Annotated in this window: 14 protein-coding genes; 8 read left to right on the top strand and 6 right to left on the bottom strand. The window is 43.3% G+C overall.

Features of this window, described 5'->3' with window-relative positions; translation table 11 throughout:
• Positions 1–106: 106 nt before the first annotated feature.
• Together C942_RS11515 and C942_RS11520 are read left to right on the top strand one after the other, a co-directional pair.
• Positions 107–736 (top strand): 3'-5' exonuclease, encoded by a 630-nt coding sequence (locus C942_RS11515; protein ID WP_007465885.1) that lies wholly within the window; start codon positions 107–109, stop codon positions 734–736.
• Between the two features lie 98 nt (positions 737–834).
• Entirely contained in the window at positions 835–1215 is a 381-nt protein-coding gene (locus tag C942_RS11520) for a PH domain-containing protein (protein ID WP_007465887.1), read from the top strand.
• 85 nt (positions 1216–1300) lie between these two features.
• On the opposite strand, the gene C942_RS11525 is transcribed toward C942_RS11520, so the two are convergent.
• Positions 1301–1762 (bottom strand): outer membrane lipoprotein, encoded by a 462-nt coding sequence (locus C942_RS11525; RefSeq protein WP_007465889.1) that lies wholly within the window; start codon positions 1760–1762, stop codon positions 1301–1303.
• Positions 1763–1974: 212 nt separating this feature from the next.
• Between C942_RS11525 and C942_RS11530 the strand changes: the two genes are divergently transcribed.
• Both C942_RS11530 and rodA read left to right on the top strand, forming a co-directional pair.
• Entirely contained in the window at positions 1975–2487 is a 513-nt protein-coding gene (locus tag C942_RS11530; protein WP_157372619.1) for a hypothetical protein, read from the top strand.
• A gap of 65 nt (positions 2488–2552) precedes the next feature.
• Positions 2553–3635, top strand: a complete 1083-nt coding sequence (gene rodA / locus C942_RS11535; RefSeq protein ID WP_036799704.1) for a rod shape-determining protein RodA — start codon at positions 2553–2555, stop codon at positions 3633–3635.
• Positions 3636–3744: 109 nt separating this feature from the next.
• On the opposite strand, the gene C942_RS11540 is transcribed toward rodA, so the two are convergent.
• Positions 3745–4917, bottom strand: coding sequence for a response regulator (locus C942_RS11540; RefSeq protein ID WP_007465895.1), 1173 nt, complete (start codon positions 4915–4917; stop codon positions 3745–3747).
• A gap of 51 nt (positions 4918–4968) precedes the next feature.
• Positions 4969–8076 (bottom strand): hybrid sensor histidine kinase/response regulator, encoded by a 3108-nt coding sequence (locus C942_RS11545; RefSeq protein ID WP_083882337.1) that lies wholly within the window; start codon positions 8074–8076, stop codon positions 4969–4971.
• Between the two features lie 255 nt (positions 8077–8331).
• On the opposite strand from C942_RS11545, the gene C942_RS11550 reads away from it, so the two are divergent.
• Both C942_RS11550 and C942_RS11555 read left to right on the top strand, forming a co-directional pair.
• The gene (locus C942_RS11550; protein ID WP_007465899.1) at positions 8332–9600 is read left to right on the top strand and encodes an O-acetylhomoserine aminocarboxypropyltransferase/cysteine synthase family protein; all 1269 of its coding nucleotides are present in this window, start codon (positions 8332–8334) and stop codon (positions 9598–9600) included.
• A gap of 178 nt (positions 9601–9778) precedes the next feature.
• Complete coding sequence (locus C942_RS11555; RefSeq protein WP_007465901.1) at positions 9779–10906, top strand: endonuclease/exonuclease/phosphatase family protein; 1128 nt, start codon at positions 9779–9781, stop codon at positions 10904–10906.
• A 3-nt stretch (positions 10907–10909) separates the two neighbouring features.
• Here C942_RS11555 and C942_RS11560 read toward each other — a convergent pair whose 3' ends face one another.
• Genes C942_RS11560 through C942_RS11570 form a run of 3 tightly spaced genes read right to left on the bottom strand, consistent with a single transcriptional unit; the run spans position 10910 to position 14665 of the window.
• Positions 10910–11959 (bottom strand): HlyD family secretion protein, encoded by a 1050-nt coding sequence (locus C942_RS11560; protein ID WP_007465903.1) that lies wholly within the window; start codon positions 11957–11959, stop codon positions 10910–10912.
• Positions 11956–13329 carry a glycosyltransferase family 2 protein gene (locus C942_RS11565; protein ID WP_007465905.1) on the bottom strand — a complete coding sequence of 458 codons (1374 nt, stop codon included), beginning with the start codon at positions 13327–13329 and terminating at the stop codon, positions 11956–11958. Before C942_RS11565 ends, C942_RS11560 begins: the two co-directional genes overlap by 4 nt.
• Positions 13322–14665 (bottom strand): TackOD1 domain-containing metal-binding protein, encoded by a 1344-nt coding sequence (locus C942_RS11570; RefSeq protein ID WP_007465907.1) that lies wholly within the window; start codon positions 14663–14665, stop codon positions 13322–13324. Before C942_RS11570 ends, C942_RS11565 begins: the two co-directional genes overlap by 8 nt.
• A gap of 295 nt (positions 14666–14960) precedes the next feature.
• Between C942_RS11570 and C942_RS11575 the strand changes: the two genes are divergently transcribed.
• Complete coding sequence (locus C942_RS11575; protein ID WP_007465909.1) at positions 14961–15521, top strand: hypothetical protein; 561 nt, start codon at positions 14961–14963, stop codon at positions 15519–15521.
• A gap of 302 nt (positions 15522–15823) precedes the next feature.
• Positions 15824–17734, top strand: coding sequence for a bifunctional metallophosphatase/5'-nucleotidase (locus C942_RS11580; protein ID WP_007465910.1), 1911 nt, complete (start codon positions 15824–15826; stop codon positions 17732–17734).
• Positions 17735–18024 lie beyond the last annotated feature (290 nt).

Consider the following 18024-nt stretch of genomic DNA (forward strand, 5'->3'; position numbering starts at 1 on the left):
TAGAGACAAAATTGTGACTTATCCCAAAAGATACACGGATATTGGATTCCTCAGTCGCCATGGTTACAATGTCGTTTTGAACTCCCTACCCACAAGGTTATTTATTGTGACAACCCAGCAGGCTGCCAATACTGTTATTGTTCTCGACTTCGAAACCACAGGCCTTTCTCCTAACATGGGTGATCGCGCAATCGAAATCGGTGCCGTAAAGATGGACAACGGTATTGTTATCGACCGTTTCCAGCAACTGATGAATCCCGGATTCAGAGTCAGTAGCTTTATTGAAGGTTATACAGGCATCACAAATCAGATGCTGCAAACTGCACCCGGCTGTGATGAAGTCATGGACCAATTTGCCGATTTTATTGCTGGTTACAATCTGGTTGCACACAACGCATCATTTGATCAGCGTTTTCTGGATGCAGAACTACAACAGATCGGCCGAAAATATGACGGTAAGTTCACCTGTTCTATGCTGATTGCCCGCCGCCTTTACCAGCAAGCGCCAAACCACAAACTTGGTACTTTGGTGGACTATAAAAATATTGATAATGACGGTGTTTTTCACCGGGCGCTTGCCGACTCAGAAATGACCGCAAAGCTATGGCTGAACATTCTTGAAGATCTGAATTCTGACTACCAGATTTCGATGCCAACATTTTTGATGATGCAGAAACTGTCAAAAACGGCCAAAGCCTCTGTGCCATCATTCTTAAGAAAACAGATCAACCGTTAAATATTGGTATAGTTCGTTCATTGGATTAATAGCAAGCGGCCATCCTCTTTTCCAAAAAAGTCTGCCGTATGGCTAAAACCAAAAAATAAGGAGCAACAATGGGACTGTTCGATGCAATTTTAGGAAATGCCGGTGAAATGAGTGCCGAGGACGCAACCGAAGAACTGGCAACAATTCTTGGGCCTGAAGAGCAAATTGAGCTGGCTTACAAATTAATCAGGGACATGATTGTGCTGACAGATCGCCGCCTGATCCTGATTGATAAGCAAGGCGTAACAGGCAAGAAAGTGGAATACCGCTCTGTACCTTATAAATCCATTACCATGTTTACCGTAGAATCAACCGGACATTTCGATCTGGATGCAGAACTGAAGCTATGGGTTTCCGGTCAGCCTTCACCGATTGCTCTGGAGTTCAACGGTAAAACCAACATCTATGACATGCAGGGGCTGCTGGCAGCCAAAATTGCAGGTAAGTAATACCTCAGATCAACTAAAGCCACTGTTTGTCATTATCAGAAATCTGACAAACTGTGGCTTTTCAATTGAAAATATACAAAGCTAATTATTCTGGTACAACTCTGGCCGTATTACCGTCAACATTTATCCGCACACGCTGGCCGACCTGAAAAATCATATTGGGATTTACTTCTTGAACGATAGCAATGGTTTCCCCACTATCCATCTTGATAGTGATGTTTACACCATCACGGCGCGAAACACCTTCAGCAGCTTTACTACCGGCAACACCACCTAACACACCACCACCAATGGCAGCAATATCAGAACCGGAACCACCACCGATTTTTGACCCCAGGATGCCACCTACAGCAGCACCGGCAATAGCGCCAACTACCTGACCTTCACCTTCGATACTAACTGGCTCAAGTTTCATGATGGTGCCGTAACGAACCTGCTGAATAGTTCGGGTATCCCCCACTCCATACGAGTCGCCATAAGGGTTATTGGAACATCCGGTAAAGCCAAATACCGAAAGTAGCAGCACAGCAAAATAAAAAACTTTCACATTATCACCTGCATAACCTAAGTAATTGACATTCTATGCCATAAGTATAGCAAGGCGTTTTTGTCTCAATATGAAGTGTGCCTCAAATACCGAATCAAAGCGAAATTGCACACTAAACAATCAATAACGATTAATTACACACCTTTACAATTGATTTTTATACCCAAAAAGCTATTTTATGCACCTCCCGCATTAACCTCTGCCCGGCATCAATGAAAAAGCACAGCCTGTATACTCACCTAATAGTGACTTCCGTTACCTGCTCTATGCTTTTCTTGCTTGTAATTACTACCAGTACACTTACCGGATATACACACCTCTCTTCCCCATTTAACTGGAAAACTGAAGTAAGGGAAATCAGCCGGGCTGAAGAATACAGCGACGAGTTTTCATTACTTGCTGCTATACCGGACAGACCTCTTTCAAACCTAAGTAATCTTCTTTTAGCACAGAATACAATAGCCCCTGATATCACATCAGATAAGCGTCAAGAACAATGTAAGTTACAACATTGGCTATGGCATACACGTAAAATTGAAAATTGCGGCATCTGGCTAGAAAACAAACAGAAAACACAGCTAGCCCAGTGGCATAGCGTTGACCTTATTACGTTCGACTTACCTGATTCAGTCACACGTTATCCCTCATCCAGTTTTCGACTAGGTGGATGGAAAGAAAGTAATGCTCTGTATAAAGCAATAAATGGACACCCCATAACAGCTTGATGCACTGATATGAAATTTAAATTTGAGGCCAACCTCTTTGTGAATTAAACAACTGATACAGATTTATGCACAACTACCGACCACGACTAGATTTGCCATTACTGATGGCCATCACCGTACTGATTTTTCTGAGTTCATTAACCGTATGGAGTGCCAGTGGATTCAGTGAATCCATGCTTGAACGACACCTGGCAAGGGCGCTAATTACGCTTAGTGCCATTGTTGTCATGTCTTCAATTCCACCAATAAAATACAAGCACTGCGCTCCTTACTTATATGGTTTAGCCGTTGTATTACTTGTTGGTGTTATTGTTATGGGTGACAGCACCAACGGCTCGCAACGCTGGCTGGCTCTGGGTCCTATTCGTTTCCAGCCATCAGAACTGGTTAAAGTCGCAATCCCAATGATGATTGCATGGATGCTGGTAACAGAAGCAGGTAGGCCTGATCTGAAGAAAATAGCCACCTGCCTATTGGTAACCGGAGTCCCGGCAGGGCTGATCTTTATCCAGCCTGATCTTGACGGCGCTATCTTCACTGTAATTTATGCGTTGTTTGTTTTGTACTTTGCAGGAATGAGCTGGAAAATCATCTCTTCATTTATGGCCGCGATAGCCACTGCTGTTCCCATCTTATGGTTTTTCGTAATGGCGGCATACCAGAAAAAGCGTGTTGTTCAGTTCCTTGATCCTGAGTCTGACCCGCTTGGTGCCGGGTACCAAATTATTCAGTCACTTATCGCCATTGGTTCTGGCGGAATAAAAGGAAAAGGCTGGACCAATGCAACACAGGGGCAATTGGGCTTTATTCCGGAAAGCCATACAGATTTTATTTTTTCGACTTATGCGGAAGAATGGGGATTCCTTGGCAGCGTGCTTTTACTTGGCCTGTATCTATTTATTACCGCTCGCGTTATCTGGCTAGCTAACCAGTGTGAGTCACCGTTTAACCGCTTGGTAAGCGGTGCACTGGCACTGAGCTTCTTCCTGTACGCATTTATTAATATTGGCATGGTAAGCGGAGCATTGCCGGTAATGGGAAGTCCTCTACCGTTCTTTAGTTATGGTGGCACGGCCATGATTACCCAAGGCGTTTGCTTCGGTATTATCATGTCACTTTGCCTGTACAAACCATACAAAAAGAAATAGCGCTATTGCCGCTTACTGATACGGTTCTCTACCCGCTCCTTTCTATTCACTACGGCCTTGCTACTCTGCAAGGCCATTTTTTCCTATCTATGTCCGTAAAACAAACATGTTAATGCGCACTCAAAACACTCGATATTTTGTTAATCATCGTTTCAGCGTTCGTTGGCTTAACAATGTAATCATTTGCCCCTAATTCGAGACAACGCTGGAAATTTTTAATGTCAGTGTAACTAGTCAACATGATAACCGGCATTTCCGCCAGTTGTGGAACATGCTTCATGGCAGCCAAGGTTTCAATTCCGTTCATGATTGGCATATCAATATCCAGGATCACCAAATCCGGTAAAATCACCTTAGATTTTAGAATTGCCTCCACACCATTCGACGCTTTCTCAACACGTATTCCCTTCGGTTCCAACATGGTAGAAATGATCTTCAACATGAAATCCTGATCATCAGCGACAACCACTGTAATACCATCAAGCCCGTTACCATGAGATTTAGAAAGGTTCGTTTGTTGTTTTTTAAGATCAGAATCCAACTCATTAAAAAAGTCATCACTCTGACTTCTTAATTCATCAAGCTGAATACCTACCTGGTTATTTTGGAGGTTTGTTAACAGACTTTCCAACTGTTTTGACTCAAGCGAATTGAATAACTTTTGCACTTCCCTCTTCAGGGCATTATCGGGCACATCACCAAAGATACCATTAAAACCGGTAATAATTTTTTCTATCAGGTTAACCTGCTTTTTACCTGCCATCTGATATTTATCTTTTAAGCCGCCTATTTCATCTGAAATATTCTGAATGTTTTTGCCAACTAACTGTGCCTGATAATCTAAGCGTTCTTTTTCAGCTTTCAACTTCAATAATTCAGCAAGCTTAATCATAGTAAAAGCGATTTTATTGTTATCATAGATGGGCTTTATCATTTCATAACTATCAAATACACCATCAATGCAAACTGAAAATGCTTTTTTCCGGTATTGTTTGTCGCATAAAACCAGTGAAGCATGTGAATGCATAAATATTTTCTCTCCAACCGGAGAACCTTGCAAGAAATGCTTTACCGCAACGGAATCCTCGATTTTTTCAAAAGCATAAATAAAAAGTAAAGGTTTTTCTTCAGCTACAAGCGAAGTGAACTTTTCACTTTGTTTTTTCCCGATAGGTTCAAAATATAGCGCAGAGAAGTAAGGGCTAAGAATATATCTAAGAATATCAACAAAGCCTTTTTTATGATAAAGCACAACAACATTCACATCATCATTTTTACTCATATTGCTACCAACCTACAAAAGCCCCTTTGACAACCAGATATGTGCGATAGTCTAGCTAACATGCTCCTTTTTTATATAATTTTCAACACGTTCTATCTCTTGTTTTAACCCTGGCTCAATTTTGCTGATTTCATCCCAGTTTTTATCTCTCGCCAAAATTTCGAGCTCTTTGAAAATCACGCCAAGACTTCCTACTCCACTAGAATTCGAAGCTCCTTTTGCAGCATGCGATGACTGACGCAGCTGTTCACTGTCATGGTGTGCTATTGCATCCTTTACTTCACTGAAATAGTCATCAAGGCATATTTGATATGATGACAAAATTGAATTAATCACATCTTGCTCATCTGTTCCTAGAATTTCCTTCAACTGCTCATAGTCAATCGGGGGATGATTCACCACATCATATTCTGTTACAGCACTGTGATTCACTTCAGCATTTAAAAATTCAGGAGATATATTTTGAGATGAAGATGCATCACCCTCCTGACTTAACCTCCCTATCCAAAGAGCCAATTTATTGCGTAACTTATTTAATTCCACTGGCTTAGACAAATAGTCATCCATACCGGATTCTAAACAATGATCAGCTTCACCAACCAGGGCATTTGCCGTAATAGCAATAACAACCGTGCGTTTTGGCAACTGATGATCTTGCTCTTCTTTACGGATTTCTGCCGTTAACTCCCAGCCATCCATATTGGGCATATGGCAATCGGTTAAAACAATTCCAAACCGTCCTGTACGCCATTTTTCGAGTGCTTCAAAGCCATCATTTGCCATTTCAAAATGATAGCCAAGCCGGCTTAGTTGCTGACCAATAACATCCTGATTTGTAGGCTGATCTTCAGCCACCAGAATCAAACTATCATAATCTTCAATATCATTTTCATACTGACTAAAACTAATTTCAGGATCCTGAGCCGTACTCTGTAACAAACCATAAGCCGGATTATTTCTGTCAGTGATAACAGAAAGTGCATGTACAAACTCTGAAGGTTTCAAAGGCTGACAACTGGCAATATACGTATTACCTCTCACTTCGCTTCTGTCTGATGCCAACTGCTCATTAAGAATTAGAAATCTTGGCCAGTCTGAAGAATGATTATCTGAAACTTTCATGAATTTGTTCGCAGTACTCTCGCGATCAACGATCACTACATCAATACTATTATCGATATAGTTACCAATCGAAGTTACCGTTTCAAACTCATCAAACTTGAAATAACAGCAGCCCATTTGTTCCAGTATATTACAAACAACTTTAGTCAAATTTTCATCTGTGAGGGCAACGAAAGCATTTACCCCTGATAAATTGACATTCGAGAACTCCTTCTCTGATACAGAATCAGTATTAACTGGAATAACAATATTAAAAGCAGAGCCAGATTCAGGCTTACTTTCAACATCGATATATCCATTCATCAAATCTACAAATGATTTTGTAATACTCAACCCCAAGCCTGTTCCACCATATTTCCGTGTTGTGGATGAATCGGCCTGAGTAAATGGCTGGAACAGTTTAGTTATCTGACTTTCTGTCATACCTACGCCGTTATCAATCACTTCAATGCCGATGCAAAATCGATTCTCTAAAGATGTTAATGTGGCGGTTCTTACGAAAACAACGCCTTGTTTATTTCTGCATTGAGAGAATTTAATGGCATTACCCAAAATATTTATAATGACCTGGCGAATTCTGATCGGATCAAGCAGCAAATAAGCTGGGGTATTAAAGTCAGGAATAATGTAGACTTTTACATTTTGGTTAACTGCATGCCCCCATAACCCTTCCACACACCGCTCAATGATGGCTAATAAGGAGACTGGAGACAAATCAAGCTCCATTTTTCCAGATTCAATTTTTGAAAAATCAAGAATCCCGTTAATGATTTCGAGTAAAGAAAAAGCAGACTCCCGAATGGTACCAATCATTCTCTTCTGGTCAAGATTGAGCTTTGTCTCTCTCAATAAATCTATCATTCCAATCACGCCATTCATCGGAGTACGAATTTCATGGCTCATCGTTGCAAGAAAATTAGATTTTGCCTCGCTGGCTTGTCGTGCTGAATGCCCTTCTTTCTCCAAAGCAATTTGTGTCAGACGTTCTTCAGTCATATCCAGATTAACACCAAACATTTTAATGGCTTTGCCATTTTCTGTAACGACATCAGCAGCAGCTTTTACCCAACGAATCTCGCCACTTTGCTTATGGAATATGCGGAATTCAGCTGAAAAAGGGACAAATTTTTCAATAGTTTCTTTCAGATTCTGCTCTGTTGTAACCAAATCATCCGGATGAACTCTTTCTCTCCAGGTATTGTAATCCAACCCTCCTTCAGCCTCAGCAACACCATAAATCTCATACATCCGCTCATCCCAGATGAGATCATTGCTGACAATATCCCATGTCCAGTTACTGATTCCGCCCGCTTCTGAAGCTAAATCTCTGCCTCGCAATAATTGTTCTCTCAACCGCTTAGATTCTTCAAGTTCGAATTCGAACTTTTTACGTTTGGTTATATCTTCAACAATCGAAATAAAATACTTTGGCTTGTGCTCTAAATCACGAACCAGAGAAACCGCTAAGCTAATCCAGATTTCCTTGCCTTGTTTAGTATAAAAACGTTTATCAAGTCGATAGGTTTTAATTTCATCAGACAATACTTTTTGCAGCATATTCAGATCATATTTCAAATCATCCGGATGAGTAAGCGCCTGAAAGTTTGTCTGCAGCAGCTCTTCTTTCTCATATCCCAGTGTGTCGCATAACCTTTGGTTTACATCAATCCAGCGACCGTTGATATCTACCTGTGCTATCCCTACGGCAGCTTGAACAAAAGCGGCTCGATAAAATATTTCATGCTCTATTTCTGCATCCGAATCAGAACAACTTAGCTGTTCAGTCCCGTTTCTTTCTGGGGTACCTGGCGAACTTTCGGCATGCTTTTTAAGTAAAGTACGTAGTGAAAAAACAAATAACCCCCCTAGCCCCAGAATGCATAGTAAATTAAGGAAACTAACCGAGAGGACAAAGAGGTCTGCTCGTTTTAACGGCTCCGCGTCTGAATGTAAAACAATAGAAACAATCGCATAACCACTTACAGCCAAAACCAATCCGATAAGCATAAGGAATAAAAAGAGCTTCTTTGATTTCATACCATTTCTGCCCTGATAGTACCCGGCTCTCTGTACTGAGTGATCCGTCCCGGCTAAGGGTAAGACTACTCATAAGCCAACAAACATCATATGCAACAATAGTAGTACCTAATTTTCAAAGTACTTAAATTACGCTTGTTTTTCTGATAGATGGCACGTTTGACTAAAGTGAATTCAGCATTAACACTTTCCTTAACTGCATTGTTTTTGATACTAATAAAGTGCATACCTATTCAGGGATATCAAGGAAGAAGAATGAAAGACGAAACGCTATCGATCCATTACGGTTACGAAACCGATCCGACGACAAAATCTGTTGCCACTCCAATCTATCAAACTGTTGCCTATGAATTTGAGAATGCGCAACACGGCGCGGATCTGTTTAATCTTGAGGTACCGGGAAATATCTACACCCGCATCATGAACCCGACGAATGATGTTCTCGAACAACGCATGGCAGCATTGGAGGGAGGCATTGCCGGATTAGTTGTCAGTGCAGGAAGTGCGGCTATTAACTATGCCATTCTTACTCTTGCTGAATCCGGAGATAATATTATCTCCACACCTCAGCTCTATGGTGGCACCTATACTCTGTTCGCCCATATGCTACCGAAACAAGGTATCGAAGTTCGTTTTGCCAAAGATGATAAACCTGAAAGTCTGGCCGAACTTATTGACGAGAAAACCAAAGCCGTTTACTGCGAAAGTATCGGTAATCCAGCAGGTAATATCGTTGATATTGAACGTATTGCCGAACTTGCACACGCTCAGGGCGTGCCAGTGATTGTCGATAATACCGTTGCCACACCAATTCTTTGCAAACCGATTGAGTTTGGTGCTGATATTGTTGTTCACTCCCTTACTAAATATGTCGGCGGCCACGGTACAACGCTGGGTGGTGTCATTGTAGACTCCGGTAAATTCCCGTGGGCTAAGTATAAAGACCGTTTCCCGGTTCTTAACCAACCTGAGCCATCCTACCATGGCGTTGTTTATACAGAGGCTTTTGGTGAAGCCGCGTTTATTGGTCGTGCTCGTACAGTACCGTTGCGTAATACAGGCTCTGCATTATCGCCAATGAATGCTTTTATGCTAATTCAAGGACTTGAAACGCTGGCATTGCGAATGGAAAGGCATACAGAAAACGCACTCAAGGTTGCGGAGTATCTTAAGAACCACGATAAAGTTAGCTGGGTAAGCTATGCTGGCCTGCCAGACTCTCCGTTTTATCCATTGGCTGAAAAGTATATGAAAGGCAAACCGTCTGCGATTCTGTCCTTTGGCCTGAAAGGCGGTTATGACGCTGGTGTACGATTCTATGACAGCCTGGAGATCTTCAAACGCCTGGTAAATATCGGCGATGCCAAATCCCTGGCCTGTCACCCGGCTTCAACTACTCACCGCCAGCTAGGTGAAGACGAACAGCGACAAGCCGGAGTCAGCCCGGAAATGATCCGTCTTTCAGTAGGTATCGAACATATTGATGACATCATTGCTGATCTGGAACAAGCGCTGGACGCCTGAGCTTCATAACTGACAGCTTTCATAAACGTAGATGTGGCAGCTCTGTGAAATGCTGTCACATCTCAAACTACTCCTGCAGTCTGTCTTCATTAATTTTGCAACATGCTGATATACTGAGTTATATCTCAATTTATTACTGGCTTTCTGAAGCCTTATTCAATCAGCCGAGACATCCCCTTTGACTCAGAATCAGACACCGTACAAGGTTCAACAAAATCTCATTAAAGTGGCGACATTTAACCTGTTCAACTATATGGAGCCACCGTCAGCATATTATGATTTCGAGAACATTTATGATTCTGAGCAGTGGCAGAAAAAGCAGCGCTGGATTCGTGATTACCTGTCCGAATGCCAACCGGATGTGATCGGGTTTCAGGAGGTGTTTAGCCCTGATTCGTTACAACAGTTACTGAGTGAACAGGGTTACCCGTATTTCGCTGTTGTTGATCAGCCAACACTTATCACTGATTACATTTTTAAAAGTCCTGTTGTCGCTATCGCTTCGCGCTACCCGATCCAATCTGTTGAGGCCGTTATCGCAGACAAAGAAAAAGCCACAATGATGGGGCTAAATGAAGGGTTTAGCTTTAGCCGAAAACCACTTCGGGCAACCATTGAGCTGCCTGACCTTGGTTTATGCGACTGCTATGTTGTTCACTTCAAATCTAAGCGTCCGACAACTGATGATGCTGATATCGATGCAAAAAACAATGCAGATAAAAACAGTGAGGCTGATATTACTCAGATTCTCACTCAAGCTGTCACAGGAAGCTGGGCATCATCAATCCAACGAGGTTCGGAAGCCGCCTTACTGCTAACTCACATTATTGAACGACGCATTCAAACCAAGAATCCGGCGATGTTAATGGGCGACTTCAATGATGACCTTAAAGACGGGGTTTTACGACACTTACTGACATATACAACCGCAGGAGCGTCCGAGACAAAAGAAGGCTTTGTACCAACACAATTACAGGACAGTTGGGAACTGTTCAAAAAAGTCCTGCTTCTGAATGAACAAGATGCCTCATCCCTACCCAATTTAGCCACCAAAGCCGATAACAATTCATCAGACAACCGGACTGACATAATCGCCCGCCCCTTCAGTCATTATTACGCTAACAAAGGCTCTGTAATTGATTATATTTTGCTGTCTTGCGAATTCGATACTGAATATCTGGAAAATATGGCAGAAGTTATTGCCTATCACACCTATGACAGGCATTTGATTAATCCTATCTTTGACCGGGACAGCCACAGCACAGATCATGCTGTTGTTATGATTTCTATTAAAACTCGCAGTTAGATATTAATCGAACCTGACCATAACAGGTAAACCTTCCACTTTAAGCTTTTCCGGTAAAGGATCATCAAAAATGATTTTAACCTTCAACATGCTTTTCTGCCCTTCAAACGGGCCGGCCAGCTGAGGAGGGATTTTATCAGCTAGTTCAACTTCCCTACCAACTCTGGCTTCAATGGATTCACCACTGGAAAACTGGATCACCGCTTTATTGCCCTGCTGAACTTTCTCTATGTGTTTGGGCAATACATAGGCATTTACCTGATACTCTCGCGCAGTAGCAATTAACAGCAATGGCGTTTCTTCAAACACCCAATCTCCCGGCTTAATCAGCAGGTCCACAATTCTACCGCGGCTAAAAGCCACTGGTTGCAGCTGTGTCAGGCTGCTTTCCAGCTCCGCTAGCTCCCTTTTTATCTGGTTCAGCGCTATAGATTGCGGGCCGGCTGAAGCCAGCTCCTGAATTTTCCTCATCTCGTCAATTTTGCGCTGCAATGCCTGCTGGTAGCTGAGTTGTGACTGGGTTCGAATCTGTAGAACAGCGGCAAAATCAGCACTCGATACCATGCGCTGCTTTTTGTATTTTTCGTATTCTTTAAATACCTTCTCCTGATTTTCAGCCCCTTCTCGTGCAATTCTTATCTCTTCATCCAGGGCTGCCATCTTTGCCTGGTTGTAGTTTTTCCAGTCAAAAAGCAATTGAGAAAGTTGAAATCGCCGCTCAGCAATACCAGCTCTCAGTAGTGGTGAGCTGACTCGCATCAATGGCGTGCCTGCTTCAACATCATCACCAACAGCAACAAACACATCATCGACCTGACCTTCTCCGCTCGCAACGACAAGCTGAGGCTCTGTAGTCACGATACCCGGAGCCGTGGTTATCACCCAATCCCGCCCGACATACCAAAGCAGGAAGACAACCGGACTGAATGTCAGTGCCAGAATCAGATACCAGCGTATACTGAAAGCCACCCGCCTTGCTGGCGCATAAGGAACTCTGACTCCTTCATCTCTGGTCGCATCCTGCTGTTTCGGAGAATTAAATACGACCTTCACTTCTGCCTCTTATCACGGCGGAAATGCCACCAGCGAAAGTGCTGGCCACGTTTAAGAACCCACCACGGTGCCATGCTGCTTTCTTCATGAGCCCGGCGGAAAAGCTCATTTAAGATGGCAACTGCGGCCCACATCCTGGTAAGAAATGTATAAACAGGAAACAGCGGTAACCAAGGCAGAATTTTCAGGTCCTTGCATGGCTGTTCTGAAATCGCAATGACAAAGACCAAAAGGTTGATAAGTGAAAATAGAAGATAAATAAAATAAAGCCCGATCATCAGTGCGGCAACAAACTGGGACGGATAACTGAACACCAACCACCAAAGGTAAATCGCTACAAGTAAAGGAAGAACGATATTCTGACCAATACCGAACACAAGTGTATATATGAAGGTTTTCCAGCCCAGTATTCTGGGGGTCATTGAATAGATGTGCTTACGTAAATATAAAAACAGTAAATCACCATCCCAGCGCAACCTTTGCTTACATAAATCCACAACGGTCGCCGGAACGTCAGTATGACCAATAGCCCTGGCGGCAAAGCCAATTGTCATTGCCGGATAACGACGCAGGTAGTGTTTGATCCTGACAGTCAGATCGAGATCTTCTGCCGTGTGTGTATCCCACCCGCCAATACTTTTAAGAAAGTCGCGACGAAACGCACCGAATGCACCGGAGATATTATTAATAAGATTCCATTCACTTAAACCTGTTTTGCCTCCATGCATAGAAATCATGTATTCGATACCCTGCATTCGGGTAACAACACTCTGGCTTAAATTTCTCACCCGCAGTGCACCGCCAACAGCCGGCACATTAGGATCATCAAAACACCGAACAATTTCATCGACCATATCATTATCAAAGGAAGTATCGCCGTCTGCGTTAATGATGATCTCGCCAGTCGCCACTGCCAGTCCCGAATTCAGTGTTGATACCCGACCACCGCGCTGCCATTTTGGTAACAGCACTAACTTCCGGTTCGTTACGCCGTCAAAATCATAAATACAGGCACGGGCAGCTTGGTAGGTATGTTCATTTTGCTGAGCACCATCAATCACAGCAATAATCTCAATCTGTCCAGGATATACCTGCTCACGCAGTGTATCCACCGTGATCCTGATAGCCTCACCCTCTGAATAGCAGGTAATAATGCAGGAGACTTTAGGCAACGGGCCTTTTCGCCTGTTGGCATCTTTACCATATTGCCTGCTGAACCACTTTAAAATGCCGCTCAGGGTAAGAATCATCAGAGGTACTTCAAACGCGAGCAGCATAGGCAGCAACATTGCCATCACCAAAGGCGTATTGGCGATGTTACCGCTCAAATCAGTCAGCAGATAGCGAACCGTGAACCACCATTCACTCATAATGAACCACTTCTGCCAGCCAGGCTTTCAACCAGTCTTCCGCTATCTGGTCCTCTGGTACCGGTAACGCTTTCACTTCAACAATCAGTTTTAGTTGTTCTAAACCTTCTACATCCCCCAGTGTGGATATCCGATTTCTTAATACCTCCCAAACTTTGTCACTGGTATGCGACAGTAATAGAATCAGAACATCATCTGAATACTGACAAACAACATCAGTTTCCCTGAAAAGCTTCTGCATCCGTTTAACTAACTCTGTGATTCTTTCCTGAGCTTTCGTCAAACCAAGACTGATCTTCACCTCGGCTAAATTCGACAACCAAATCATCATCATCGTATTGTCGCCACCGTAACGACGCTGATTGGAGCTGACCCACTGCATTAGCCAGGGAAGATGATCGACCGTCAGTGGCGCTCCCCAGGTCAACGGCAGGTGCAACATATGTGAACCTTCGAGAGCTATCTGGCGAGCCAGTTTGCCGAGGGTAAATTCATGAACTGGCGATACAGTCAAATCATCAGGGCTTTGTATTTCTCCACAATCATGGCAACGCGCTTTGACCGGAGCTTCAATGAACCTTGCATAGCAGGATAAGCAACTGTATCGCTCTAACGGCCGATCGTAGTCCACACCGATATGACGCAGCCTGGTGGAGCATTTCGGACATTGCATGATCCCAGACTGCATGAACACATCCTGATCATCAACATAACCGCAAATAAAACAGTGGACGCCGGGCTTCAGGTGAATGTCGATACTGTTACACTCAGGACAAACATCGACGAAATTTATTCGTGAACCGTGACATACCCGGCACAAACGCAGCCGATCAATTAACTTTCCTGGAACAAGCAAGTGATGATCAACTGCCCGGCTCAAAGCCAGTTCTGCTTCTCCCCCGAGCAGACAATCCAGTAACGGATAGGAATAACCTTTCTGATATTCTGCCGACCAAACAGGGTGAACATGAAAATATGACCTTGGCCAGCAATACCATGCGATTAAATCGAGCGATTCAGGGTGTGGACTGAAATGAAGCAATGCCAACCTGTCCAGTACTTGCGGGATTCGTTCCCACATATCACCGAGATAACCATCTGCTAATACATCAGACAGCTTACTTTTAACAACGCAAAAAACAGGCTGAAGGCGACGCATGTCATCACAGCGGATCTCAACCAACAGCTCATCCTGTCGGGAAGGTTCAACATTGAGCAAAACAGAAGGATGACTGTCAATATCCCATAAGCTAACCTTGTCGACACAGTCCATCATGTCCTGTACCGGATCTCCGATAACCTGCACCTTAGTATAATTTTCGGCAACTCTTGTCATTACGCTTCCCGCCGCAACGTCTAACAGAAAGACAGCAATATGACCGACATTTGTGCATTACGCATCGACTGCCAGTACCTGTTTATGTTGTTCACTTTCTGACAGTTTAGGAAGTAATGATTAGGATAATGCGACTTGTTTATAAGAAGCTCATGATTTCAGTCAGGAAATATTGAGGTCAATGCGAGAAAAAACATGAGATAAGACGGATACAGCGAAATTGAGTTAGCTAAATTACGCTTTTTTTTGGCATAATCCCGGTATCTTTATTCTGAATGAGCATGAAAGCAAACCAATGAAAATCCTGTCCCTGACCAAACGACTGTGTAGCATCGTGCTGCTAGCCGCTTGCGGTCTGAGCTCAACCGTTAGTGCCGCCAACTTCCCGTACAATTATCTTGAAGTTCGCGTACCGTTAAGCCCTGGGGGGTTAGGTGGGGCTTATAGCCAGCAATTTCATGAAAATGCCCACATGATTTTCGAAGCAGAAAGTACTTTTGAAGACGACTGGCATCTGGGTGGTGGTGTAGGCTTTAATGCTCCTGTTAATCAGTTCACCGATCTTACCGGGCAGCTGAAGCTGTTATCGATTAAAAATAAAGAGAGTGACACAGGAGAATTTGACAAAAAACTAGGCCGTTTCGCTACCGAACTGAACTTCACTCTTCATGCCTGGATCCTGCCTCAATTAGAAACAGGTGCAACGCTTGGTGTTATTACAGCCGAGGAAGACTATAACCTGTTTAGCGTTTTCGCCCGACTACATACCAGTGATGCCTTCTCAATGGGAGCAGAATTCAAAGTCAGCGGTATAGAAGATAACCAATTCGTGGTTTCGGTTCGCTATCCTTTCTAAGGAAATTATTCCAAATTCAAATACTTGAAGCGCGGTATATATGGCTAATAATCATATATACCGCGTTTTTATATCTTACTAATAAATAAAGATTTTACTTATAACTGGTCGTATTTTACCCGCTCCTATTTGCATCATTAATCTATCCGGCAATATTCATTCGATTGAAGTGCGACTCAACTCTCAATTTTGTAATGCAAATGGATAAGTTGCACAATTAAAGCGATCCAGATCTACCCATACCCCTTCATTTGTCCTTACTATCGGCAGCCATTCCCCCAACTGACAATAAGAACGACATAATGAAAAAGCATCTTTTAGCCTCAGCAATTTTTCTTTCGCTGGCAGGACCAACCTTCGCCGCAGACGGCGACATTGTAGATGTCACTATTCTCGGTACATCTGATATACACGGCCACTTCATGCCATGGGATTATGCTAGTGACAAACTGAATATGCGCGGCAGCCTGAGTCAGATAGCTACCAAGGTTAAAAAGATTCGCGGTGAGCAGGACAACGTTATTTTAGTTGACGCCGGTGACACCATTCAGGGCAACTTTGTTGAAACATTTAAAAATGAACCGGTTGATCCTATGATGCTCGGCTTCAACGAAATGAAGTATGACGTCTGGGTATTGGGTAACCACGAGTTCGATTTTGGCCTGAACGTACTAAACCGTTCGCTGACGCAATTTAAAGGCACATCACTGGGTGGCAACATCAAACGTCCAGACGGCAATCCGTTCCTGCCGGCTTATACCATTATTGAAAAACAAGGCATCAAAATTGGCGTGATCGGCATGGACACACCGATGACTCAGGTCTTTGCTGAAGGAACTAACCGCCTGGAAGGTGTCACCTTCACTAACCCTTCGCTTGAAGTGAAGAAAGTGATTAAACAGATCGACGATAAAGTCGATGCGATTGTGCTTGTCGCCCATATGGGCCTGGATAACGAAAACAATATCCGCGCAACAGGTGTTACCGATATCGCCAATGACAACCCTGAGCTTGATGCTATTGTTGCAGGCCACATGCATACCCGCATCGATAAAGCGACAGTAAATGGCGTGATCATCACAGAACCAGATAAATACGGCCGCGCCCTGTCCCGCATTGATCTTCAATTTGAAGAAAAAGGCGGCAACTACACCCTGATTAACAAAGACAGCTTCACCTACAAGATCAAAGGCATTTCCTCTGACAAGAAAATGGAAGAGCTGTATGCGCCATACCACAAACGCCTGCGCGAAAATGCTAACCGTGTTATTGCCGAGCTAAGCGGTGTTGATCTGGTACCTGAAAACGAAATCAAAGGCATTCCACAGGTGCACATTCAGGATACCGGTATCAGTAAGCTGTTCCAGGAAGCCAGCATGTACTACGCGCCTGTTGCTAACGTTGTCGCATTGCAGATTGACAATGACAATGCTGAGCTGGATGTCGGCCAGATCAAAGCTAAAGACATCGCATACAACTACCAGTATGCAGGTGGTGAAATTACCGTTTATGAAATGACGGGGAAAGAGCTGAAGACTTACATGGAATGGTCAGCTGGCTATTTCAACAGCGTGAGAGACGGTGACGTAACTTACAGCTTTAACGCTAAGCGTCGCGCATCTAAATACTCCACCAACGATTTCTTTGCCGGTGTTACTTACACCATTGATTTGACGGAACCAGCAGGCCAACGAATCAAAGATCTTCAGTTTGCGGACGGTAAGATGATCACCGATACCACACCTATCCGCCTTGGTATGAACAGCTATCGTATGGGTCACCTGACCAAAGCAGGTGGCATACTGGAAGGCCAATCGTTCCCTGTTCTGTTTGATACTGAAGCTGAATTTGGTGAAGAAGCAGGTACCATCCGTAACCTGACTATCCGCTACCTGACCGAAGTGAAGAAAGGTCACTATGAAGGCAAGCCGACGCATCGCTGGACGCTAAGCGGCCTTAACGGTTACAGCAAAGAACGCGAAATCGTTAAACAACTAATCAATGAAGGTAAGATCTCCGTACCTACCAGCAAAGATGGCCGCTATACCAACGTTGCTTCGATCAACGTTAAAGACAAGATCTTTACAGATAAAGCTGAGTTTACAAACTACATTGGCAAACTTGAAAAGCAGTTGAAATCAGCAAAATCGGCAGCTGACAAGCAGCAGATCGAGCGTGATATGGTAATTGCCAAAGCGCTAAATAAAGCCTGATAACGAATCTTTAATTATATAATTCTTTATATTCTCTTCTTGCCTCCGGTTATGCCGGAGGCTTTTTTGTCCTAACTTTCTATTTGTTGAGTGAAATTTGCTCGCTGTCTCAATTTCGAATTTATCTGCAATCAAGATAATATGATTGTGATATCCAGCCGTATTTTAATTGCTCCTTACAATAAAATCCCACACTAGCTAGAGTTGAATAGTTATTTACTCTGACTAATTTAATTTCTGCAAAACTAGAAACTAACCTGAATAAATCCACACTTCACTCAGACTGATTT

It is taken from the genome of Photobacterium marinum (genome assembly GCF_000331515.1).
Lineage (GTDB): Bacteria > Pseudomonadota > Gammaproteobacteria > Enterobacterales > Vibrionaceae > Photobacterium > Photobacterium marinum.

Bases quoted from the DNA above. Each gene is read 5' to 3' on its own strand.
- C942_RS11520 (WP_007465887.1), top strand. From the start codon at position 835: ATGGGACTGTTCGATGCAATTTTAGGAAATGCCGGTGAAATGAGTGCC.
- C942_RS11530 (WP_157372619.1), top strand. From the start codon at position 1,975: ATGAAAAAGCACAGCCTGTATACTCACCTAATAGTGACTTCCGTTACC.
- rodA (WP_036799704.1), top strand. From the start codon at position 2,553: ATGCACAACTACCGACCACGACTAGATTTGCCATTACTGATGGCCATC.
- C942_RS11540 (WP_007465895.1), bottom strand. From the start codon at position 4,917: ATGAGTAAAAATGATGATGTGAATGTTGTTGTGCTTTATCATAAAAAA.
- C942_RS11545 (WP_083882337.1), bottom strand. From the start codon at position 8,076: ATGAAATCAAAGAAGCTCTTTTTATTCCTTATGCTTATCGGATTGGTT.
- C942_RS11550 (WP_007465899.1), top strand. From the start codon at position 8,332: ATGAAAGACGAAACGCTATCGATCCATTACGGTTACGAAACCGATCCG.
- C942_RS11565 (WP_007465905.1), bottom strand. From the start codon at position 13,329: ATGAGTGAATGGTGGTTCACGGTTCGCTATCTGCTGACTGATTTGAGC.
- C942_RS11570 (WP_007465907.1), bottom strand. From the start codon at position 14,665: ATGACAAGAGTTGCCGAAAATTATACTAAGGTGCAGGTTATCGGAGAT.
- C942_RS11575 (WP_007465909.1), top strand. From the start codon at position 14,961: ATGAAAATCCTGTCCCTGACCAAACGACTGTGTAGCATCGTGCTGCTA.
- C942_RS11580 (WP_007465910.1), top strand. From the start codon at position 15,824: ATGAAAAAGCATCTTTTAGCCTCAGCAATTTTTCTTTCGCTGGCAGGA.